Below are 20,916 nucleotides of genomic sequence, written 5' to 3' on the forward strand. Positions count from 1 at the left end.
GCTTCTCACATTTCCTCTCGCGTACGCGCCGCGGAAGCCGCCGCCGTACGCGGGGCATCGACCCCCGGCACGCGGTCTTTCGTCCGCATTCGCCGGAGAAGGGACACGAATGTCCATTTCCACCCTGAGCACCGGCCGCACCCCCGGCACGAGCAGCCCGCGGGGGCACGCCGTGCCCGCGCAGGCCGCCCGCAAGGGCGGGCAGCGGCGCCCCGCCGGTGACGAACCGCTCGTGCCGTTCAGCGGCGTCCTCGCCGTCCAGGACAAGCACGCGTTCGTGCGCACCTCCGGCTACCTCGCGGGGCCCGAGGACGTGCACGTCTCCCTCGCCCAGGTCAGGGCGCACCACCTGCGGCCCGGCGACATCGTGGCGGGCACGGCCCGGCCGCCGAAGACGGGCCGCGACAAGTTCCGCGCGATGGCGGGCCTGGAGACCGTCAACGGGCGCCCGCCCGCCGAGGCCGCGGGACGTCCCGACTTCGGCAAGCTGACCCCGCTGTTCCCGGACGAGCGGCTGCGGCTCGACACCGGCCCGCTCGCCACCCGGATCATCGACCTCGTCGCGCCGATCGGGAAGGGCCAGCGCGGGCTGATCGTGTCGCCGCCGAAGGTCGGCAAGACGATGATGCTGCAGGCGCTGGCGAACGGCATCGCGCGCGGCAACCCCGAGGCGCACCTGATGGTGGTGCTGATCGACGAGCGTCCGGAGGAGGTCACCGACCTGCAGCGGACGGTCGAGGGCGAGGTGCTGCACTCGACGTTCGACCGGCCCGCGCAGGACCACACGGCGCTCGCCGAACTGGCCGTCGAGCGCGCCAAGCGGCTCGTCGAGCAGGGCCACGACGTCGTCATGCTGCTCGACTCGATCACCCGGCTGGGCCGCGCCTACAACCTGGCCGCGCCGTCCAGCAGCCGCATCCTGGCGGGCGGTGTCGCGACGACCGCGATCTACCCGCCGAAGAAGTTCTTCGGGGCCGCCCGCAACATCGAGGAGGGCGGATCCCTGACGATCCTCGCGACCGCGCTCGTGGAGACCGGGTCGCGCATGGACGACGTCCTGTTCGAGGAGTACAAGGGCACCGGCAACATGGAGCTGAAGCTCGACCGGGGCCTGGCCGACCGCCGGATCTTCCCGGCCGTCGACGTGGAGGCGTCCGGGACGCGCCGCGACGAGCTGCTCATGTCGCCGCAGGAGCTGGAGCTGACGTGGCGGCTGCGCCGCGCCCTCACCGGCCTCGACCGGCAGCAGGCCGTCGAGCACCTGCTGGAGAAGATGAAGGGCACGTCGTCGAACGCCGAGTTCCTGCTCCGCCTCCAGCAGACGCTCTAACGCTCCGCAGGTTCCGCCGTGCCGCCGTCCGGGCGGAACGAGGCGAGGATCCGGTCGTAGAGGCGGAGATCCGGCCGCCACCGCGACTCGGGCGCGGAGAAGCACAGCTCGTACCCGGCCGTGCGGGTGCACAGCGCGTGCCGCCCGCCGCCCGCACCCCGCCAGGTGAACTCCCATTCGGCGCCGTCGCGGGGTCCCGGCCCGGACCCCAGCCGCACCCGGACGTACCCGGGGCGCCGCCCGTCCGCGACGAGCGCCCGCTCGGCGGCCCGCAGCCCCGCGAGGGGGTCGCCGGACGCCGGGGCGATGCGCAGCCCGCGCCCGGACGCGCCGTCCCGCCACCGCATCACCGCGCCGCGCCGCTCCACCCGCCAGGTCGCCGGGACCCGCACCGCGTAGGCGTCCACCTCCCGGTAGGGCGCCAGCTCGACGAACGGGTCCGCCGCCGGGGCGGTCGCGTGGCCCTTGCCGACCGACGTCCACCGCGCCGTCCACGTGCCGAGCCCCGCCGCGACGACGGCGAGCGCCGCGACGCTCGCGACCGCGCCGGGCCGGGCCCGCGTCCGCCGGCGCGCGGACCCGCCGGACCCGCCTGACCCGCCGGGCCGCCAGGGCGCGCGCGGGCGCGGGACGAGCGGTTCGTCCGGCCGCGCCGCCGCGTCCAGCAGCCGCGCGACCTCGCCGGCCGGGAGCCGGTCGTCCGGGTCGTGCCGGAGCAGCCCCTCGATGACCGGGGCGAGCGCCCCCGCCCGTTCGGGACGCGGATAGTCGCCGAGCAGCACCGCGACCATCGACCCGAGCGCGTGCGACCGCAGGAACGGGGACTCGCCCTCGACGGCCGCGTACAGGGTCGCGCCGAGCGACCACAGGTCGGACGCGGGCCCGCCCGGCAGGCCGTTGACCCGTTCGGGCGGCAGGTACGCGGGCGTCCCCTCGATCCCCGCGACCGCCCCGCCGGCCCCGCCCGCCGCAACCCAGGCTCCCCCCGCGTCACGCGCACCCAGCGTGTCCTGAAGATCCCGTCCGTCCCGAAGGCCCCGCTCGTCCCGGACGTCTTCGTCCTGCGGGCGTCCGGTGTGCAGGGCGAGGCCGAAGTCGGTGAGCAGCACGCGGCCGTCGTCGCGGACCAGCACGTTCGCGGGCTTGACGTCGCGGTGCAGGATCCCGGCGCCGTGCGCGGCGCGCAGCACCGACAGGACGGCCGCGCCGATCTCGGCGGTGCGCCGCACGCCGAGCGGTCCCCGTTCGTCGATCAGCCGGGCGAGCGACCGCGACTCGTGGAACTCCATGACGATCCACGGGCGCCCGCGCTCGACGAGGACGTCGTGGACGGCGACGACGCCGGGGTGCCGGAGCGCGGCGGTGGCGCGGGCCTCGGTGAGCAGCCGGCGGCGCAGCGCCGCGCGCTCGGCGTCGGTGGTGCGGGCGGGCACGCGGAGCTCCTTGACCGCGACGTCCCGGCCGAGGAGTTCGTCGCGGGCGCGCCACACCGTCCCCATGCCGCCGCGGCCGACCATCGAGAGCAGGCGATACCGTCGCGCGAGCGGCACCGGACGGTCCTCGGTCATGGGGAGGTTATGCGCGGGAACGCACCCAAGTCACGCCCCGCGCGGCCCCATGAATCCTTGACCGTCCGGCCGGGGGTCAGGAGGTCAGCACGCTCCTGGCCCACTTGTAGTCGGACTTGCCGACGGCCGTGCGCTGCACCTCGTCGACGACCGTGAGCCGGCGCGGCAGCTTGTACCCGGCGAGGCGGCCCCGGCAGTGCTCGGTCAGCTCGTCGAGGGTGATCGCCGCGCCGGGGCGGGGCGACACGACGGCGGCGACGACCTGCCCGAAGCGTTCGTCCGGGAGCCCGACGACGACCGCGTCGTAGACGTCCGGGTGGTCCTTGAGCGCGACCTCGACCTCCTCCGGGTACACCTTCTCGCCACCGGTGTTGATCATCAGCGAGCCGCGGCCGAGCAGGACGATCGTGCCGTCCTCCTCCAGGCTCGCGAAGTCGCCGGGGACGGACCAGCGGGTGCCGTCGGCGTCGGTGAAGAACGTCGAGGCGGTCTTCTCGGGGTCGTTGTAGTAGCCGAGCGGGATGTGCCCGCTGCGCGCCAGCTTCCCGATCTCGCCGGGCTCGACGACCTTCAGGTCGTCGTCGAGCACCGTGATGCCGGGCTTCATCATGAACCGGGCGGTGCCCTCCTTGCCGCCGACGGACGGGCCGCACGCGCCGGTCTCCGAGGCGCCGTAGTTGTCGAGGAACATCACGTTCGGCAGGTGCTCCTGGAGGGCGGCCTTCGCGCCCTCGGTGAGCGGCGCCCCGCCGGACGCGATGCCGAGCAGCGACGACGTGTCGTGGTCCCCGGAGGCGAGGGCCTTCGCGACCGGCCGCGCCATCACGTCGCCGACCAGCATCAGCACGTTGGCCTGCTCCTCCGCGACGAGCCGCAGCGCCTTGTCGGCGTCGAACGCGTGGTCGGTGTAGAGGACGACCTTCGCGCCGTTGAACAGCCCCATGAACGCGACCCACTGCCCGGCGCCGTGCATGACGGGCGCGCAGTCGAGCACGGCCATCCCGCCCTGCTCGGCGTTCTCCGCGAGCTGCTCGGGGCTCGTCACCGGGTCGCCGAGGACGTTGCCGCCGCCGAGGGCGCCGAAGAAGATGTCCTCGCAGCGCCACTCGACGCCCTTCGGGTATCCCGTGGTCCCGCCCGTGTACATGATGTACCGGTCGTCGTTCGACCGCGCCGGGAAGTCGTCGGACGGGTCGGCCGCGGCGAGCGCCGCCTCGTACTCGACGGCGCCGGGGACGTCGTCCGTCCCGCCGTCCTCCAGGACGACGACGTGGCGCAGCTTCGGCAGGTCGGCGCGGACCTCCTGGACGCGCGCCAGCAGCGACCGCTCGCCGATGAGCGCGACCGAGTCGGAGTCGGACAGGACGTGGTGCAGTTCGCCCGCGACGTACCGGTAGTTCACGGGGATCGGCACGGCGCTGATCTTGAACGCGCCGAGCATCGCCTCGATCCACTCGGCCCGGTTGTAGGCGAGGATCGCGACGTGCTCGCCGGCCCGCACCCCCGCGTCGGCGAGGTGGTGCCCGACGCGGCTCGCCCGCGCGCTCAGCTCGGCGAACGTGCGGCGTTCGTCCCCGGCCACCAGCGCCGGGCGGTCCGGCCCCGCCTCCGCCAGGATCTCGATCAGATCCGCCAGGTTGTAGCTTCGCGCCATGGCCGTCCTCGCCTTTCGGGGTGGGTGAGAAGGTTGTTCCGAATCATGCTCGGGTTGCCAGTAAGTACTCAATGACCCTGGACAGCGGGTCCAATGAGATGGATCACAAATCGCGCCCGGATCCGGCCACGCCGCCCGTCCTTACACGCCTCTTATCCGGGTACCGGCATGCTTGGTCGTAACGATTCAGCATCAGACGGGGGTAGTGGTGAGCCCAGGCGCAATGGCGTGGACGCCTCCGACGTGGGAGGAGATCGTCACCGAGCACTCCACAAGGGTGTTCCGGCTGGCGTACCGCCTGACCGGCAACCGGCACGACGCCGAGGACCTGACCCAGGACGTCTTCATCCGGGTCTTCCGTTCGCTGTCCTCCTACAGTCCGGGCACGTTCGAGGGCTGGCTGCACCGGATCACGACGAACCTGTTCCTCGACCGGGCCCGCCGCAAGCAGCGCATCCGCTTCGACGCGCTCGCCGACGACGCCGCCGAACGCCTCCAGGGCCGCGAGCCGAGCCCCGCGCAGGCGTACGACGAGCGGCACCTCGACGCCGACATCCAGCGGGCCCTCGACGGGCTCGCCCCCGAGTACCGCGCCGCCGTCGTGCTGTGCGACATCGAGGGCCTCACCTACGAGGAGATCGCCGCGACGCTGAACGTCAAGCTCGGCACCGTCCGCTCGCGGATCCACCGCGGCCGCGCCCAGCTCCGCGTCGCCCTGGAGCACCGCCGTCCCGCCGAGGTCCCCGAACCCGTCGCCGGCGCCTGACCCTGGCGGCCCCGGCGGCCCCGGTCAGGGCGGGGTCGTCGCGGTCGCGAGGTCCCTGACCTCCGGCCGCATCAGGTCCCCGAGCTTCGCGTAGGGGACGGACGTCGGCTTGAAGAAGTCGAACGTGAGGCAGAACTCGTCCGGGGTGAAGACCGTTTCCACGCGGTCCTTCGTGAGGGAGAACGACACCCCGGAGAGCGGATGGTCCGCCGCGAACTCGGTCCGTTCCGACAGCGTCCGGTAGCCGCACGCGGGGGTCTCGGGCGGCGGCTGGAAGCGCCGCGACAGCTCCGCCAGCTTCGGGTCCCGCAGCGCCGCCGCGGTGAAGATCTGCTCCGGCCCGAGCAGCCGCCCCGTCGCGAGCTCGATGTTGACGGCCTTCGGCGTGATGTGCTGCCCGCCGCCCGCGTACACCGGGACGCTCACCAGGTACCGGACCGACAGCAGCCGCGGCCCCCGGTACACGACGTCCGAGCGCATCTGGACGGGCCGCGGCGGCCCCGGCACCGCCTGGTTCGACAGCCCGCCCGCCTGCTCCAGGAACCGCCGGTAGTCCGCGACGGACTGGTCGACCGGCGCCCGCAGCGCCGCGTTGATCCGCTGCTGGACGGCCGGGTCCGAATGCCCGCTCACCTGCGCGAACCGGACCGTCCCCGAGGCCAGGTTGATGGACGGGTCGCCGATCGTCGCGGACGCGAGCGTCACCTCGCCGGGGGTGAACGCGCGCGGCGGCGGGCCGTCGTCGCCCGCCTGCCACACCGCGACGCCGCTCCCCGCCGCCACGACGGCCGCCGTGCCCCCGGCCGCCGCGATCGCCTTCGCGCCGCCGACCTTCGCGAGGAACCCGGCCGACGCCGACCCCGCCGACCCGCCCGCCGCGCCACCGGCCGCGCCCGCCGCGCCGCCCGCCGCACCCGCCGCGCCGCCGCCCGCGGCACCGCCCGCGAGCGCGCCGCCCGCGGCGCCGCCCGTCCCGATCCCGGCGGCCGCCAGCGGGAACAGCGACGCGAGCGCGACCGCCGCACCGGCCAGGACGCGCACGCCCCGGTCCTCCCAGCCGTCCCCGTACGCATCGCCCGCGACCCGCTCCAGCTCCTCGACGAACGCCGACGCGCTCGCCGGACGTCCGTCCGCGTCCTTCGCGAGTCCCGCCGCCACCAGGGGGCGCAGCGGCTCGGCGACGTCCTCGACCGGCGGCTCCTCCGACAGGTGCCCGCCCGCCCCCGCGAACGGGCGCCGCCCCGTCACGCACTCGAAGAACACGCACGTCGCCGCGTACACGTCCGTCGCGGGCGACACCGCCTCGCCGCGCCACTGCTCGGGCGCCATGTACGCGGGCGTGCCCGACGCCGACGCGGCCCCCGCCGCCACCGCCACCCCGAAGTCGATCAGCTTGCTGCGCCCGTCCGCCGGGACCATCACGTTCGACGGCTTGTAGTCGCGGTGCACCACGCCGACCGCGTGCGCCGCCGCGAGCCCCAGCAGCGACCCCTTCAGCACGACGAGCGCCGCCTCCGGCGCCAGCTCCCCGTGCCGGGCCAGCACCTCCTTCAGCGTGACGCCCTCGACCGCCTCCATGATCAGCGCGACGCCCTCGTCGCTCTCCACCAGCCGGTACAGCCGCGCCACGTGCGGGCTCTCGACCGTCCCGAGCATCCGCGCCTCGTGCCGCAGCGGCTCCCGGTCCGCCGCCGTCACGTACTTGATCGCGACCGGGGTGCCCGCGGTCTCGTGCCTGGCCAGCACCACGCGCCCCTGCCCGCCGCGGCCGAGCTCCATCACCTCGGTGAAACCGGAGACCCGCCAGTCGCCCACGCCTACCTCCCGAACGGCGCCCAAGGCCGCACCATGGCACAGCGCACCGGCTTCCTCCCAGCACCGTCGCGACCGAAATCACCGATACGGGCACGACGGAAAGCGCCGCGTGTTGGGGCGGGTAGGGTCGCGGCCATGCCGTCGCGTACCACCGTGCCGAAGGAACCGAAGGCACCCCGGATCCCGGCGTCGCTCACCCCCGCCGACCCCCTGCACGACGAACTGCGGGACGACGGCACCTACATCGCGCTCGCGTGGGGCCCGTTCGACCTCGTCGGGCACGACGTCGAGGGCGTCGACTTCGAGCGGTGCAGGTTCACCGACACGCGGCTGTCCGCCGGGACGCTGCGGCGCGCGGGATTCGCGGACGTCGCGCTCACCGGCTGCGACCTCGCGAACCTGCGGCTGTTCGACTCCCGGGCGTTCAACGCGCGGGTCGTCCGCTCGCGGCTGACCGGCACGTCCTGGACGGACTGCGGCTTCCGCGACGTCCTGTTCGACGAGTGCCGGGCCGACCTCAGCGACTACCGGTTCAGCAGGTTCAAGGACGTCGTGTTCCGGAACTGCGACCTGCGGGAGGCGAACTTCCAGGGCGCCGACCTGCCGGGCGTCCGGTTCGAGGACTGCCGGCTCGCGGGCGCCCGGTTCAGCGGCGCCACGCTGACCGGGGCCCGCTTCACCGGCTGCGACCTGTGGGACGTCGCGGGCGTGGAGAGCCTCGACGGCGCGGTGCTCGCGCCGTCCGACGCCCGCAGCGTCCTGCCGTCCCTCGCCGCCGCCCTCGGCATCACCATCGCCGACTGACCCGCCGGCGCGCGTATCCACATCCTGTGGACGGCCGGGCTTCACCGGCCGTTGCACCGGCGCACACCCCCGCGTGATGCGATCCCGCCCTGGACGCCGCCAGGGCGGAGGGACGCATGCGAGGAGACGGGATCCGGAGCCGCGGCACCGTGCCCGCCGGCATGGTGTTCGACCCGCTGCTGCCCGCCGGGACGCTCGCGCGGCTGCGGGCGGGCGAGGGGGCGCTCCTCCTCGACCGGCCCGGCACCCGGCCCGGTTCGCACCGGTTCCTGCGGCAGCGCCTGCTGGTGGGCGCGCTCGTGTTCGGGTGCGCGGTGGCCGCGGTCGAGACCGTCCGGCAGGTGGGCGGGACGGGCTGGGCGTCGGCCGCCGGGATCGCCGCGGCGTTCGCGTACGTCCCGGCCAACGCGTCCGACCGGCGGGCGACGGCGCTGTCGGGCGCGGGGCTGATCGCGTGCTTCTTCGGCGTCTGGGCGGTGTGGGCGATCGTCATGGCGGAGGCGTTCGGGACGGTGACGGTCCCGTTCGGGATCCTGCACGGGTTCGCGTTCGCGATCTTCCTCGCCTTCGGCGCCCGCGGCGTCACGCACGTGATCGGACGGGACCGCGCGATCGACCCCGCGGACCTCGGGCCCGTCGAACGCGCACGGCTCGCGGACGTCCGGCACGCGCGGGAGCGCGTCGCAGAGGCCGGGCGGCTGCTCGCCCCCGCGTTCGACGCCGCGCCCGTCCTGGCCGCGCTGCACGAGGCCGAGTGGGCGATGGCGGTCCGGATGCGCGACCGGGCGCCGCTGGTCGCCGAGATCGACGACCTCGCGGCGCACGCCGCCGCCGACCGGGTGCGGGAGGCGCCGCGGCCGGAGGCCGAGGCCGTCGCCGCGGCCCGGCGGGCCGACGCGGAGTTCATCGCGCAGATCTCCGCGTACCTGGAGCCCGTCGACGACGCCGTCCGCGCGCACCGCGAGTGGGAGCGGTACCTCCGGGCGGCCGGCGCCGCCCTCCCGTCCGACGCTCCCGCGGGCCTCGCCGGGCATCCCGACCTCACCGGCGACCTGGGGCTGGAGGCCGTCCGGCTGGTCCGCGAGGAGCTGACCGCCCGCGCGGTGGAGTCGAACGCCCGGTTCCTGGACGTCCTGCGCCCCGGCCCGCGGGGCACGCCGTCCAAGGGAGGGTGAGCGGACGGCGCGCCCCGCGGGGTCTCGGGTCAGCCGGTGACGGGGAGGTCGCCGGCCACCGGGGTCGGGACGGGCGCGGCCGACACCGGCGCGGACGGGGTCGCGGCCGGGGCGGAGGGCGTGCCGGCCGACGGGCCGCCCGGCTCGCCGCCACCACCGGGGGTACCGGGGTCGCCGGGCTTCGCGGCGGTCTTGCCGCAGGTGGCCGAGGCGATGCTCAGCTTCTGCGTCACGCCTCCGGGCAGCGGGAGGACGATCTCGATCGCGGTGACGGTGAGGGAGCCGTCACGGTCGCGGACGTGCCGGTTCAGCGTGACGGACGCGTTCCCGAGCTTCGGCAGGTCGATCTGCACGGCGCTGTTCGGCCGGGCGTTCGCCTGCAGCTTCCGGCCGTCCAGGGTGGCCCTGGCCAGGTGCGAGACGCCGTTGCCGTTCTCGCACTTGGCCGTGACGGCGGCGGCCTCCAGGCCGAGCCGCGACACGACGACGTCGGCGGCGGACGCGCGGGCGTGCCCGGACCAGGCGGCGGCGTTCAGGGCGCCCGCCCGGACGAGCGGGTTGTCCGGGAGCTCGGCGACGCTGTCGCGCTCGGGGCGCTGCGCGTCCGACGACACCGACGGCGTCGCGGGGATCGCGACCGGGCCGGTGGCGGCGACGGCGAACGCCGAGCCGGTCCCGCCGGCGGTCGCGGCGGCCGGGGCAGCCGGAACGAGGGGCAGGACGAGGGGCAGGGCGAGGGCGCCGAGGGCGACGGCGCAACGGGTGATCGTACGCATGGGGGTTTCTCCTTGGTCGTTCGTGTCAGGCCCGGATGTCGACGACGCTGCCGAGCGGCACCCGGGAGAGCCGGTCGAGGGCGTCGGCGGGGACGCGGACGCAGCCGTGCGTGACGGCCTCGCCGAAGACGGACGCGTCGCGCCAGCCGTGGAACGCGACCGTCCCGGGGCCGCCGCCGAAGGTGTCGAGGGTCGCCGAGTGGGCGCCGACGGGGAGGATCAGGGGGCTGTAGGTGGGTTCGGGCGGTGCCAGGGACGCGAGCAGGAACGTGCGTCCGGTGGGGGTGGGCGTCTTGGGGGCGCCGACCGCGACCGTCCACGTGCCCTTGTCCCGCCCGGACTCGGCCAGCGTCATCTCGCGGTCGCTGAGGTCGACCTTGATGACGTGCGTGCTGCGCGCGGCCCGCAGTCCCTTGTCGGGGATCCAGCCGGTCACCCGGTTGGGGCGGCTCGGCAGCAGGACGCGCCGCCAGCCGGGGCGGCTCTCCACGACGGGCACCCAGGTGGGGCCCTTGAGCTGCGTGGCGGGCAGCTCGGCGAGGGCGGGCCCGCCGGGTTCCGCCGACACCGGGACGGTCTTCTCCGGGTGCACGACGGTGGTGGGGCCGTCTGCGGGCGGCGCGGAGTCCCGCGGCAGCCCGTCGAGGGTGGTGTAGGTGGTGGCCTGGGGCAGGTCGCCCGCGGGGGCCGCGCCGGCGGCGCCGGCGGCGGCCTTCCCGCCTCCCCCGCAACCGGTCAGCAGCAGCGCGGCGGCGGCCGCGCCCGCCGCCAGCCCGAGCGGGACGCGGGACGGTTCCTCGCTCACGGAGCCTCCAGGTGGTCGTAGGGCCGGATTTGCCTCTGCGACCGCTCACTACGCACGGGGCGGGCGGAGGGTTGCACGCGGACGGGAACATCCCGGGGTTTGACAGTGTTTGAACACTCAACTAACCTGCGAACAGGTCGTTGAACTTTCAAGCACATAGGAGCACACCATGAGCATCGCCGCCGTCGCGCCCGAGCTGACCGCCGGGACCTGGAACATCGACCCGACCCACTCCGAGGTCACGTTCTCGATCCGCCACCTGATGACGAAGGTGCGCGGCTCGTTCACCGAGTTCTCCGGCTCCGTGCAGGTCGCCGAGGAGCTGGCCGACACGACCGCGACCGCCGAGATCACGATGGCGTCGATCGACACCCGCAACGCCGACCGGGACGGCCACGTCCGCTCGTCCGACGTGCTCGACGTCGAGAACCACCCCACGATGACGTTCGCCACCAAGGGCGTCCGCTCCGAGGGCGGCGACCACTACGTCGACGGCGAGCTGACGATCCGCGGCGTCACCCGCCCGGTGACCCTCGAGGTCGAGTTCCACGGCGTCGGCGAGGACCCGTGGGGCGGCACCCGCGCCGGCTTCTCCGCCACCACGCAGATCAACCGCCGCGACTGGGGCGTCGAGTTCAACATCCCGCTCAAGGGCGACAAGGCCATGCTCGGCGACAAGGTCGACATCCAGCTCGAGATCCAGGCCGTCAAGGCCTGACCCGCGCCTCCCGCGCGACGAGGGGCCGTCCACCCACCGGGTGGACGGCCCCTTTCACGTGCGCCGCTCCGCGGCGGGCAGGCGGGGAAGATCGTCGTCACGGTCTGACGGCGGTCACCGGCGGCGCATGCCGTGGCGGAGATCGACGTCGACGCCCGCCTCGGTGAACGCCCGCCGGACGCGCTCGGTCATCTCGTCGGTCAGGTAGTGGCGCCGCAGGTCCAGGCGGGCGAGGCCGCGGAAGGCTTCGTGGTCGAGGAGCGCCTGCGCTCCCTTGTCGGTGAGGGCGCTGCGGGACAGGTCGAGGCTCTCCAGCCTGGGCACCAGCGGCGAAGCGGCGAGCTGCTCGACCATGTCGTCGACGAACGTGAACTCGCGCAACCCGAGATGCCGCAGGCGGGGCATCGTGTCGCTGTGGAACAGCGCGTCGAGGGCCGCGCGCTCGTCGGGGTCCTGGGCGTCGGAGAAATCCTCGCTCGACCACAGGTCCAGGTGCTCCAGGGCGGGCAGCCGGCAGGCGGCGAGGCCCAGGACGTCGTCCGGGAACATCGGGCCCTGCAAGGCCAGCCGGCGGAGGCCGGTGTGCTCCGGGACCTGGAACCGCAGGCCGAACAAGGAGCACATGACGAATTCGGAGAGGTTCGGCAGCGCGCCCAGGAGCAGCGCCGTGTCGACGCCGTTGCAGGTGCAGCGCTGGTCGTCGTCGATCTCGCCGATGTACAGGGCCCGCAGGTTCGGGAAGTCCCCGGCGCGGCGCGCCATCGCCTCGACGGCGATCGCCAGCACTTCGTCGTCGCCCTGCTCGTCGGACCCGTCCGGCGGCGGGACGGTGAAGAGCGGCGGGCCCGCCGCGTCGATCGGTTCCTCCTCGTAGTCCTCGATCTGGCCGATGTCCAGCGTGCCGCCGAGGACGAGCGCCGTCACCTCTTCGCCCTTCACCCGCCGCGCGAGTTCCCGCAGGTGGTCGTCGGTGTAGGCGAACCGGTCGTCCGTCCGGGAGATCAGCGGCAGCCACCAGGCCACCGAGCCCGGGTCGGCGAGCGCCGCCCGCAGCCGCGCCGCGTCCCGCTCGGCGTCGGGTTCGAGGACGTCCGGCACCGGGGCGCCGAGCCGCGCGAGGGCCTCGGCGGCGCGTTCCCGCAGGTCCCAGCTGCCCCGCGACGGCAGCGCGTCCACCACGGGGAGCCCGCCGAACTCCACGATCTGGTTCCGCGGGTAGCCGGTGTGGACGATCTCTTCGGTCATGCCTCGATCTCCTCGGTCGGGAACGCCCCCTTAGGCGCCGCACCGCGCGCGCCGGTTCCCCCGCCGGAGCCCAACGGCCGCCAAACCTGCGGGCAAGACTCGTCGCGCCGAGTTGATCTTGTCGGGAGCGGGGGTACCCCCGTGGGCACCGGTCTTCGGGGGGAGGTCAGGACGTGGCGCGGAAATTCGCGGCGGAACTCGTGGGGACGCTGCTCCTCGTCTACTTCGCGGTGGGCGTGGCGACCCTGGCGGTGGTCGCGGTCGCCGCGCACGCCCTCCTGGAGCACCCGGTCAAGGCGACCCCGCTGCCGCCCCCGGACGCCGACCGGTAGGCGACGATCGCCCGTATGATCGACCCATGACCGCAGACGTCCCGGATCTCCCCCCTCGTGGTGACCTGCGGGTCTCGCACGCCGAGCGGGACGCCGTCGTGGAGCGGCTGCGCGAGGCGGCGGCCGAGGGCCGGATCGAGCTCGACGAGCTGGAGACCCGGCTGGAGGTGGCACTGACCGCCCGCACCCACGCCGATCTCGCACCGCTCACCGCGGACCTGCCGCCCGTCGTCGCGGCCTCTCCGCTCGTCCTCAAGGGCGGGGTGAACGGGGTCGCGCGGACCGGGCGCTGGGAGGTGCCGCCGCACATCACCGCGCACGGCGGCATGGGCGGCGTCAAGATCGACTTCACCCGGACGCAGTGCGCGCTGCCCGAGATCCGGCTGGACGTGGACGGCCAGACGGCCGGCGTCGTCATCGTCGTCCCCGCCGGCTGGGCGGTCGACAGCACCGGGGTGGACGGCGGCCTCGGCGGTCTCACGGACAAGACGACGCCCGACCGGCTCGCGGGCACGCCGCTGGTGCGCCTCACCGGCACCGGCGGCCTCGGCGGCGTCGTCGTCCGCCACCCCAACCGGTGGGAACGCCGCAAGCTGGACCGGGAGCCGCCCCGATGACGTACGTCGCCGAGCCCGCCCGCACCGGCGCGACCCGGCTGCCGGACGGACGGTCGTTCGGCTGGGCCGAGTGGGGCCCGCCGGACGGCGTCCCCGTGCTGCTGTCGCCGGGTGCCGCCACGAGCCGCCGGCTGGGGTTCGGCGCGGGCGCCGTGGACGCCCTCGGCGTGCGGCTGATCTCCGTGGACCGTCCGGGCCTCGGGGCGTCGACGCCCGCCCCCGGACGGACGTTCGCCCACTTCGCCGACGACGTGCGGGAGCTCGCGGGGCTGCGCGGCCTGGGCCGCCCGGCGATGGTCGGGAACTCGCAGGGCGCCCCGTTCGCGCTCGCGTGCGCGGTCGCGGGGGTCGTCTCCGGGCTCGCCGTCGTCTCCGGCTCGGACGAGGTGGCGGCGCCCGAGTTCGCCGCCGGGCTCCCCGCCGACCTGCGCGGGCTCGTCGCGGCGGTCGCGTCGGATCCGGCCGGCGCCGACGCCCGCTTCGCGGGCTTCGGCGCGGACGCCATGTGGGACATGGTGATGGGCGGCAGCCCCCCATCCGACCTGGCCGTGTACACCGAGCCCGGCTTCGCGGCGGCCTACCGCCGGGCCCTGGAGGAGGGCTTCGCGCAGGGCGCGGCGGCCGGGTACGCGCGCGACACGGTCCTGGCCATGGGGCGGTGGCCGTTCGACCTCGCGGACGTCGCCGTCCCGGTCGACCTCTGGTACGGCGAGCAGGACACGTCCCATTCGCCCGACAACGGGGCGTTCCTCGCGTCCCGGATCCCCGGCGCGCACCGCCGCGTCGTCCCGGGGATCGGCGGCGCGCTCCTGTGGACGCACGCCGCGGACGTCCTCGCCCGGCTCCTCGACCGGACGGCCGCCGCGCGGTAAGCGCCCGCCGGGTCAGTCGAGGCAGAACTCGTTGCCCTCGGGGTCGGCCATCACGATGTGGCCGAAGCCCATCGGCGGCGCGGGCTCGTGCCGTTCGAGCCGGGTCGCGCCGCGGGCGACGAGGCGCGCGGCCGCGTCCTCCAGGGCCGCCATGCGCGCCTCGCCCTCGAGTCCCGGGGCGGCCCGGACGTCCAGGTGCACGCGGTTCTTGGCCCGCTTGGGCTCCGGCACCCGCTGGAAGAACAGCCGCGGCCCGGCGCCCGCGGGGTCGACCGCCGCGGACGCGTCGTTGCGGTTCTCGGGCGGCACGCCCCACGCCTCCAGGGCCTGCTCCCACGTGTCGAAACCCGGCGGCGGGTCCTGCACGCGGTAGCCGAGGGCCTCGGCCCAGAACGCGGCGAGCGCGGCTGGGTCGGCGCAGTCGAAGGTGATCTGGACGTCCATGTCAGCTCGCCTCCCGACGAGAGTGCAGGTAGAGGTCGCGGAGCAGGCAGACCTCGGACAGGTGGTGGATCATCTCCCGGTTGATGTGCAGGACGAGCGTCGCCATCGGCCGTTCGGCGTACGGGCCCTCGGCCTCCCCGCAGGGGCGGGCGAGACCGTCCTCGCCGAGGGCCCCCACCCCGGCCGTCCACGTCGCGTACTCCGCGTCGAGCTGGGCCAGCGCGCCCGCGGCGGTGCCCGCGTACTCGAACGAGTAGTAGTCGGTGGGGGTGCGGCCGAAGTGCGAGGCGTTCCGCATCGCGAGCACGCCGACGACGACGTGCGCGAGCCGCCACGCGATCGTCGTGAACGGCGCCGGATCGGGCTGCGGGAACGCGAAGTCGATCGTCATCGCGCCGGACCCCGCCCGCACCGGCGCGGTGCCGGTGCCGCGCGGCCGCACGCTCCAGCAGCCGGGCACCGGCTCCCAGAAGTACTCGTCGTCGGTGAGGCCGTCGAGCCGCGCCCGCACCTGGCGGTCCCAGTGCCAGGTGAGCTGCTCTCTCAGCAGGGAATTCCACGTCATGGACCCGAGTCTTCCCCCAATAGCGGACAGGTACGTTCCGCGATTCGTGGAACGATGGCCCCGTGACCGTGGAGGGGACGACCGAGCGGGTGCTGCGGCTGCTCGCGCTGCTGCAGCGCCGCCCGTCCTGGACGGCCGCCGAACTCGCCGCCGAACTCGGCGTCACGGACCGCTCGGTGCGGCGGGACGTCGAGCGGCTGCGGGCGCTCGGCTATCCCGTGCGCGCGGCGGCGGGCGTCGGCGGCGGCTACCGGCTCGGCGCGGGCACCCGGCTGCCGCCGCTGCTGCTCGACGACGCGGAGGCGATCGCGACGGCCGTCTCGCTGCGCCTCGCGTCCGGCGGGACGGTCGCCGGGACGGGCGACGCCGCGCTGCGGGCCCTCGCCAAGCTCGACCAGGTCATGCCGCCGCGGCTGCGCGCCGAGGTGCGCGCGGTGCGCGGCGCCACCGACACCCTCGTCGGCCCCGGCGTCGAGGTCGGCCCGGACCTGCTCGTCACGCTCGCGCGGGCGTGCCGCGACGCCGTCCGGGTGCGGTTCCGGTACGCGGGCCGCGGCGGCGCCGAGCCCGAGCGGGAGCGGGAGCGGACGGTCGAGCCGGTGCGGATGGTCGCCACCAGCCGCCGCTGGTACCTGATGGCCTGGGACGTCGACCGCGCAGGCTGGCGCACCTTCCGGCTCGACCGGATGCGCGGCGTCGCGGCGACGACCTGGCGGTTCCGGCCGCGCGAGCACCCGGACCCGGTCGCGTACGTGCAGCGCTCGGTCACCGAGTCGCCGTACCGGTACGTCGCCCGGGTGCGGCTCCACGCGGCGGCCGACCGGGTGCGGGAGCTGGTGCCGCCGCAGGTCGGCCGCGTCGAGGACGAGCGCGACGGCCGGTGCGTCCTCGTCGCGGGCGGCGACGATCTCGACCGGCTCGCCGTCCACATCGTCCGGCTCGGCTTCGACGCCGAGGTGCTGGAGCCCCCCGAACTGCGGGAGGCCGCCGCCCGCCTCGCCCGCCGCCTGGCGGCGATGGCCGGCCCCGGCGAGGCGCCTCCGCCCTGACCGCGAAGGCGCCGGCGTGCGGTGGCGGCCGGTGCGCCATGCCCCGGTAGCGGTGGGCGGCCCGGCGCCGAGACGGGCGCTCCGCACCGCTCGCCCGTCCCGGGCCGCCGGGCGGGCTCAGCGGACGGCGATGGGGGCGGCCAGGAACGGGAGGGCGGTGAGCTCGCGGGTGAAGGAGACGCCGGTGATCTCGGCGGCGAGCGCGAACGTCCGGGCGAGCTTCTCCGGGTGCAGGCGCGCGAAGTCGTCCTTCCAGTCGTCCCCGCGGTCGGTCGGAATGCCGAGGCCGCGCAGCGCCGCGTCGATCCGGTGCGGGTCGCTCCCCCATCCGCCGTGCGGCAGGGGCGGCACGAACCCGCAGACGACCTCGCCGTCGACGGCGTAGACGAACCTGTCCTCGGCGTGGTCGTGCCGGGACACGGCGACCATCTCGCAGCCGCGCGAAAGCGCGGTGCAGCGCTCCGGCAGGACGGCGGTCCAGCCGCCGATCTCGACGGCGGCGCTGCCGCCGCTCGCCTGGACGACGCCGACGTGGCCGCCCTCGGCCTCCATCGCCGGTTCGTCGCCGAGGTGCCACAGCTCGGCGAAGGCGACCTCCCGGCCGGCCGCGCCGGGCGCGAACCGGCGCAGCACCTCGGACGGCGTCAGCCCGGGGTAGAGCGCCACGCAGAAGATCTCGTCCAGCGCGTTCTCGGGACGGTCGAACCGGCGGAACGGGGCGAGCGGATCGGCCATCCCGCCACCGTCTCACGGCGCGCCGGGCGCGCCTAGGCCGGTTCGGCGCCGGTCCGGCGGGCCCGGCGGAGGTTGCCGTACCGCAGGAGCATCGCGGCCGGGCCCGCGAGGAAGGACGCCCCGAGGATCGCGAGGGCCGCCAGGTCGGCGGCGTCCGGCTCTGTGACGCCCGCGAACCGCATTAGCACGAAGATCCCCATCACCCCTGAGGTGAACAGCCACGCCAGCCCCACCGCGAAGTCCGCCAGGGACGGACGCTCCATCCGGCGGGCGAACGTCGGGGCCGGGCCGGGGCGCGTCCGGGCCCGCCGCAGGGCCACCGCGGACCGGCCTGCGCCGGCCGCCGCGCCCACCGCCGCGGCGGCCGCGGGCCAGCGGTCCCCGACCTCCAGCGCCCAGACGAGCAGCGCGCTTGCGGCACCCGCCAGGACCGCCGCCGCGCCCGCGACCCGTGCCGCGCGCGCCCGCGCCGCCGGGGCGACCAGCCGCTCCGCCGCCTCGTGCGCGGCCATGACGGCGAAGGCGTGGCAGCCGAGAAGGCCGGCGCCTCCCGCGGCGAACACCGGCCAGGCGATGAGCGGAACGTCCACGATCGGCCTCCCAGGGTGTGATCACGTCTCCTTGGTGGACGCACCGGACGGCGCCCGGGTTCGGTGCCGGTTCACCGCTCGTCCGCCCCGGGGGCGGCCGGGCCGGGGCTCAGCGGGCGTCGTCAGCCCGGGGAAGAGCGCCACGCAGAAGACCTCGTCCAGCGCGTTCTCGGGGTGGTCGAACCGGCGGAACGGGGCGAGCGGATCGGCCATCCCGCCACCGTCTCAGGGCGCGCCGGGTCCGCGGAGGATGAGCGAGAGCCCGTGGTCGAAACGGTCGTCGAAGGCCGTGGAGGCGAAATGCGGGAGCACCCGCGCGAGGGCCGGATGCCGGTCCGGGTCGATGCGCTCGCCGAGCTCGGACGCCAGGGCGTCCGGGGCGGCCTGCTCCTCCTGGGCGAGCCCGAGGGTGAAGTAGATGAGGCTCCAGGCGGTCCAGGCCGCCTCGCGTTCCGGGCGGCCGCCGTCGAGGAGCGCGCCGATCAGGGCGTCCCCGAAGCGGAGGGTCGCGGGTTCCGCGGCGTACGTGCCCGCGACGACGGCGGCGCCGTCCCGGTGGGCGAGCAGGGCGCGGCGGTACCGGTGCGCGAGCTCGCGGGCGCGCTCGTCGCCGCGGGCGGGAAGGCCGTCGAGCGGCGCGCCGGCGACGATCGCGTCCGCCATCAGCTCCACCAGCCGGGCCTTGCTCTGGACGTGCCACAGGACGGTGTTCATGCGGACGCCGAGCCGGTCGGCGACGCCGCGGACGGAGACGGCCGCGGCGCCCCGCTCGTCCAGCAGGTCCAGGGCGGCGCGGACGACCTCGCCGGGGCCGAGCGGGCCGCCGCCCCCTTGCTTCTTGGTCACTGACCTAGTGTACTGGGCACCGTTGTTGGTCACTGACCAAGGAGGGATCTCGTGGAACAGGTCGTCATCGTCGGCGGCGGGCCGGTCGGGCTGTGGCTGGCCGCGGAACTGCGGCTCGGCGGAGCGGACGTCACGGTGCTGGAGGCGCGCGCCGAGCGCGACCCGCGGTCCAAGGCGCTGACCGTCCACCCGCGCACGCTGGAGCTCCTCGCGTCCCGGGGCGTCGTGGACCGCTTCCTGGCGGACGGCCGCCGCATCCCCGGCGGGCACTTCGGCGCCCTCGACGACCGCCTGCCGTTCGGCGGGCTGGACACCCCCTTCCCGTTCACGCTCGCGCTCCCGCAGGCCCGCACCGAGGAACTGCTCGAGGAGCACGCCGTCGCGATGGGCGCGCGGGTGCTGCGGCGCCACCGGGCCGTCCGCCTCGCCCAGGACGACGCCCGCGTGCGGATCGAGGCCACCGGGCCCGACGGGCCGTACGTCCTCGACGCCGAGTACGCCGTCGGCTGCGACGGGACGCGCAGCACGGTGCGGGAGGCCGCCGGGATCGGCTTCCCCGGCACCCCCGCGACCACGTGGGGCTGGCTGGCCGACGTCGTCCTGGACGACCCGCCGCCGGGCGGGGCGCTCAGCGTCTCCGGCCCCTCCGGCGGGGTCATGGTGGTGCCGCTGACGGAGACCCTGCACCGGGTCGTCGGCACCGACCCCGACTGGGTGCGGGCCGACTGGCCCGGCGACCCGACCCTGGACGACCTGCGCGCCAAGGTCGCCCGGATCGCCGGCGGCGACCTCGGCATGCGCGACCCGCACTGGCTGTCGTCCTTCGGCAACGCCGCACGGCAGGCCGACCGGTACCGCGCGGGCCGCGTCCTGCTCGCGGGCGACGCCGCCCACATGCACTTCCCCGCCGGCGGCGTCGGCCTGAACGTGGGCCTCCAGGACGCCGCGAACCTCGGCTGGCGGCTCGCCGCGACCGTCCTCGGCGCCGCACCGGACGGTCGCCTCCTGGACGGCTACCACGCCGAACGGCACCCGGTCGGCGCCGAGCTGCTCCTCGCCACCCGCGCGCAGACCGCGCTGATGACCGCCTTCGACTCCGACGGGCAGGCGCTGCGGACCCTGCTCGGCCGCCTCATCGCCACCGTGCCGGACCTGGCGGACGCGCTGGCCCTGCGGCTGACCGGCCTCGGCGTCGCCTACCCCGCCGCGCCCGGCGCGCACCCGCTGACCGGGCGCCGCGCCCCCGACCTGGCCTTCGCCGGCGCGACCCTCTTCACGCTCCTGCGCGCGGGCCGCCACGTCCTCCTCGACCTGGCGGGCGACGCGCGGCCGCTTGCGGGCGCGCACAGGCTGACGTACCACTCCGGCCCGGCGCTCGACCCCGGCGCGGAGTGGACGGGCGTCCGGGCGGCGCTCGTCCGTCCGGACGGGCACGTCGCCTGGGCCACCGAGGCCGCCGACCCCGGCGCCGCGGCGGCCGCCGTCGCCGAACGCTTCGCGGGTCTCGGCGAGGCGCGTCCGTCCGGCGCCCGGGTCAGCTCCGGGTCACCGGGCCGACCAGAAGCGGGAAGCCCAGCAGGTCACGGGTGAAGGGCACGCCGGTGATCTCGGCCGCGAGCGCGAACATGCGGGCCATCTTGTGCTCGTACAGGCGCTCCCACGACGCCTCCCACTCGTCGTCGTCCATGGGCTCGGTGGGCAGGTCGAGCCTGCGCAGGGCCGGGTTGAGCCGGTCCGGGTCGCCGCCCCAGCGGGTGGTGGGGCTGTGCGGGGTGAACCCGGTCACGAGCTCGCCTTCGGCGGCGTAGACGAAGCTGTCCTCGGCGTAGTCGTGCCGGGAGACCGCGACCAGCTCGCAGCCCCGCGAGAGGTCGGCGGCGTGGTCGGACAGGGTGGCGGACCAGCCCCACAGCTCGACGGCCACGCTCCAGCCGCTCGCCTGCACCACCCCGACGTGCCCGCCGCCGGAACCGCCGCTGGTCGCCGAGATGAACTCCGCGACCGTCTCCGACAGGTCGCCGAACGACATCTCCCTGCCGACCGTCCCGTCCGGGCCGAAGCGGCGCAGGACGTCGGTGGGGGCGACGCCGCGGAAGAACGACACGCAGAAGATGTCGTCGAGGACGCAGTCGTGGGCGTCGAGCCAGTGGAACGGGGCGAGGGGGTCGGCCATCTCGTCCTCCTTCGGGAACGGACGGCAGCTTCTCACG

At 75.5% G+C, this 20,916-nt stretch carries 22 protein-coding genes and 1 pseudogene; 10 read left to right on the top strand and 13 right to left on the bottom strand.

The window, feature by feature from the left end; genetic code table 11:
* Positions 1–220 precede the first annotated feature (220 nt).
* Positions 221–1,330: pseudogene (rho, locus tag AB0L25_RS13065) on the top strand (transcription termination factor Rho); the annotation flags it as partial.
* Here rho and AB0L25_RS13070 read toward each other — a convergent pair.
* Entirely contained in the window at positions 1,327–2,898 is a 1,572-nt protein-coding gene (locus tag AB0L25_RS13070; protein ID WP_500171564.1) for a serine/threonine-protein kinase, read from the bottom strand. The pseudogene rho and the gene AB0L25_RS13070 overlap by 4 nt on opposite strands.
* Before the next feature lie 76 nt (positions 2,899–2,974).
* Entirely contained in the window at positions 2,975–4,552 is a 1,578-nt protein-coding gene (locus AB0L25_RS13075) for an acyl-CoA synthetase (RefSeq protein ID WP_500171565.1), read from the bottom strand.
* 223 nt (positions 4,553–4,775) lie between these two features.
* Here AB0L25_RS13075 and sigE point away from each other — a divergent pair, with 223 nt between their 5' ends.
* On the top strand, positions 4,776–5,318 hold the full coding sequence (gene sigE / locus AB0L25_RS13080) for an RNA polymerase sigma factor SigE (protein WP_500171743.1): 543 nt from the start codon (positions 4,776–4,778) through the stop codon (positions 5,316–5,318).
* A 24-nt stretch (positions 5,319–5,342) separates the two neighbouring features.
* Here sigE and AB0L25_RS13085 read toward each other — a convergent pair whose 3' ends face one another.
* Positions 5,343–7,133, bottom strand: a complete 1,791-nt coding sequence (locus tag AB0L25_RS13085; RefSeq protein WP_500171567.1) for a serine/threonine-protein kinase — start codon at positions 7,131–7,133, stop codon at positions 5,343–5,345.
* Positions 7,134–7,268: 135 nt separating this feature from the next.
* Between AB0L25_RS13085 and AB0L25_RS13090 the strand changes: the two genes are divergently transcribed.
* A complete protein-coding gene (locus tag AB0L25_RS13090; protein ID WP_500171569.1) occupies positions 7,269–7,937 on the top strand; it encodes a pentapeptide repeat-containing protein in 669 nt (222 codons plus the stop codon).
* A gap of 116 nt (positions 7,938–8,053) precedes the next feature.
* Positions 8,054–9,112 carry a hypothetical protein gene (locus AB0L25_RS13095; RefSeq protein ID WP_500171570.1) on the top strand — a complete coding sequence of 353 codons (1,059 nt, stop codon included), beginning with the start codon at positions 8,054–8,056 and terminating at the stop codon, positions 9,110–9,112.
* A 29-nt stretch (positions 9,113–9,141) separates the two neighbouring features.
* Here the strand turns inward: AB0L25_RS13095 and AB0L25_RS13100 are convergent, their stop codons facing one another.
* On the bottom strand, positions 9,142–9,888 hold the full coding sequence (locus tag AB0L25_RS13100) for a choice-of-anchor P family protein (RefSeq protein WP_500171572.1): 747 nt from the start codon (positions 9,886–9,888) through the stop codon (positions 9,142–9,144).
* A 25-nt stretch (positions 9,889–9,913) separates the two neighbouring features.
* A complete protein-coding gene (locus AB0L25_RS13105) occupies positions 9,914–10,693 on the bottom strand; it encodes a L,D-transpeptidase (RefSeq protein ID WP_500171574.1) in 780 nt (259 codons plus the stop codon).
* A gap of 169 nt (positions 10,694–10,862) precedes the next feature.
* On the opposite strand from AB0L25_RS13105, the gene AB0L25_RS13110 reads away from it, so the two are divergent.
* On the top strand, positions 10,863–11,411 hold the full coding sequence (locus AB0L25_RS13110; protein WP_500171576.1) for a YceI family protein: 549 nt from the start codon (positions 10,863–10,865) through the stop codon (positions 11,409–11,411).
* Positions 11,412–11,525: 114 nt separating this feature from the next.
* On the opposite strand, the gene AB0L25_RS13115 is transcribed toward AB0L25_RS13110, so the two are convergent.
* A complete protein-coding gene (locus tag AB0L25_RS13115) occupies positions 11,526–12,656 on the bottom strand; it encodes a hypothetical protein (RefSeq protein ID WP_500171577.1) in 1,131 nt (376 codons plus the stop codon).
* 173 nt (positions 12,657–12,829) lie between these two features.
* Between AB0L25_RS13115 and AB0L25_RS13120 the strand changes: the two genes are divergently transcribed.
* The 3 genes from AB0L25_RS13120 to AB0L25_RS13130 are packed head-to-tail and all read left to right on the top strand — an operon-like array spanning position 12,830 to position 14,477.
* Positions 12,830–12,988, top strand: a complete 159-nt coding sequence (locus AB0L25_RS13120) for a hypothetical protein (protein ID WP_500171579.1) — start codon at positions 12,830–12,832, stop codon at positions 12,986–12,988.
* 26 nt (positions 12,989–13,014) lie between these two features.
* Positions 13,015–13,605, top strand: a complete 591-nt coding sequence (locus tag AB0L25_RS13125) for a DUF1707 SHOCT-like domain-containing protein (protein WP_500171581.1) — start codon at positions 13,015–13,017, stop codon at positions 13,603–13,605.
* Positions 13,602–14,477, top strand: coding sequence for an alpha/beta fold hydrolase (locus tag AB0L25_RS13130; protein ID WP_500171583.1), 876 nt, complete (start codon positions 13,602–13,604; stop codon positions 14,475–14,477). Before AB0L25_RS13125 ends, AB0L25_RS13130 begins: the two co-directional genes overlap by 4 nt.
* A gap of 12 nt (positions 14,478–14,489) precedes the next feature.
* On the opposite strand, the gene AB0L25_RS13135 is transcribed toward AB0L25_RS13130, so the two are convergent.
* The gene (locus tag AB0L25_RS13135) at positions 14,490–14,921 is read right to left on the bottom strand and encodes a VOC family protein (RefSeq protein ID WP_500171585.1); all 432 of its coding nucleotides are present in this window, start codon (positions 14,919–14,921) and stop codon (positions 14,490–14,492) included.
* A 1-nt stretch (position 14,922) separates the two neighbouring features.
* The gene (locus AB0L25_RS13140) at positions 14,923–15,486 is read right to left on the bottom strand and encodes a DinB family protein (RefSeq protein WP_500171586.1); all 564 of its coding nucleotides are present in this window, start codon (positions 15,484–15,486) and stop codon (positions 14,923–14,925) included.
* Between the two features lie 68 nt (positions 15,487–15,554).
* On the opposite strand from AB0L25_RS13140, the gene AB0L25_RS13145 reads away from it, so the two are divergent.
* A complete protein-coding gene (locus AB0L25_RS13145) occupies positions 15,555–16,535 on the top strand; it encodes a helix-turn-helix transcriptional regulator (protein ID WP_500171745.1) in 981 nt (326 codons plus the stop codon).
* A gap of 117 nt (positions 16,536–16,652) precedes the next feature.
* Here AB0L25_RS13145 and AB0L25_RS13150 read toward each other — a convergent pair whose 3' ends face one another.
* From AB0L25_RS13150 to AB0L25_RS13165, 4 genes are read right to left on the bottom strand one after another with little or no spacing between them, the layout of a single operon-like run.
* Positions 16,653–17,270 (bottom strand): DUF6461 domain-containing protein, encoded by a 618-nt coding sequence (locus AB0L25_RS13150; protein WP_500171588.1) that lies wholly within the window; start codon positions 17,268–17,270, stop codon positions 16,653–16,655.
* A 32-nt stretch (positions 17,271–17,302) separates the two neighbouring features.
* Positions 17,303–17,860: a hypothetical protein gene (locus AB0L25_RS13155; RefSeq protein WP_500171590.1), complete on the bottom strand. Its 558-nt coding sequence runs from the start codon at positions 17,858–17,860 to the stop codon at positions 17,303–17,305.
* Between the two features lie 21 nt (positions 17,861–17,881).
* A complete protein-coding gene (locus tag AB0L25_RS13160) occupies positions 17,882–18,073 on the bottom strand; it encodes a hypothetical protein (RefSeq protein WP_500171592.1) in 192 nt (63 codons plus the stop codon).
* Positions 18,074–18,085: 12 nt separating this feature from the next.
* Complete coding sequence (locus tag AB0L25_RS13165; protein WP_500171593.1) at positions 18,086–18,706, bottom strand: TetR/AcrR family transcriptional regulator C-terminal domain-containing protein; 621 nt, start codon at positions 18,704–18,706, stop codon at positions 18,086–18,088.
* A 51-nt stretch (positions 18,707–18,757) separates the two neighbouring features.
* On the opposite strand from AB0L25_RS13165, the gene AB0L25_RS13170 reads away from it, so the two are divergent.
* Positions 18,758–20,296 carry an FAD-dependent monooxygenase gene (locus tag AB0L25_RS13170; RefSeq protein ID WP_500171595.1) on the top strand — a complete coding sequence of 513 codons (1,539 nt, stop codon included), beginning with the start codon at positions 18,758–18,760 and terminating at the stop codon, positions 20,294–20,296.
* Here AB0L25_RS13170 and AB0L25_RS13175 read toward each other — a convergent pair.
* Positions 20,241–20,879 (bottom strand): DUF6461 domain-containing protein, encoded by a 639-nt coding sequence (locus AB0L25_RS13175; protein WP_500171596.1) that lies wholly within the window; start codon positions 20,877–20,879, stop codon positions 20,241–20,243. The two genes, AB0L25_RS13170 and AB0L25_RS13175, sit on opposite strands and share 56 nt — an antisense overlap.
* Positions 20,880–20,916: the final 37 nt, after the last annotated feature.

This window comes from Spirillospora sp. NPDC052242 (assembly GCF_040679555.1).
Classification (GTDB): domain Bacteria; phylum Actinomycetota; class Actinomycetes; order Streptosporangiales; family Streptosporangiaceae; genus Spirillospora.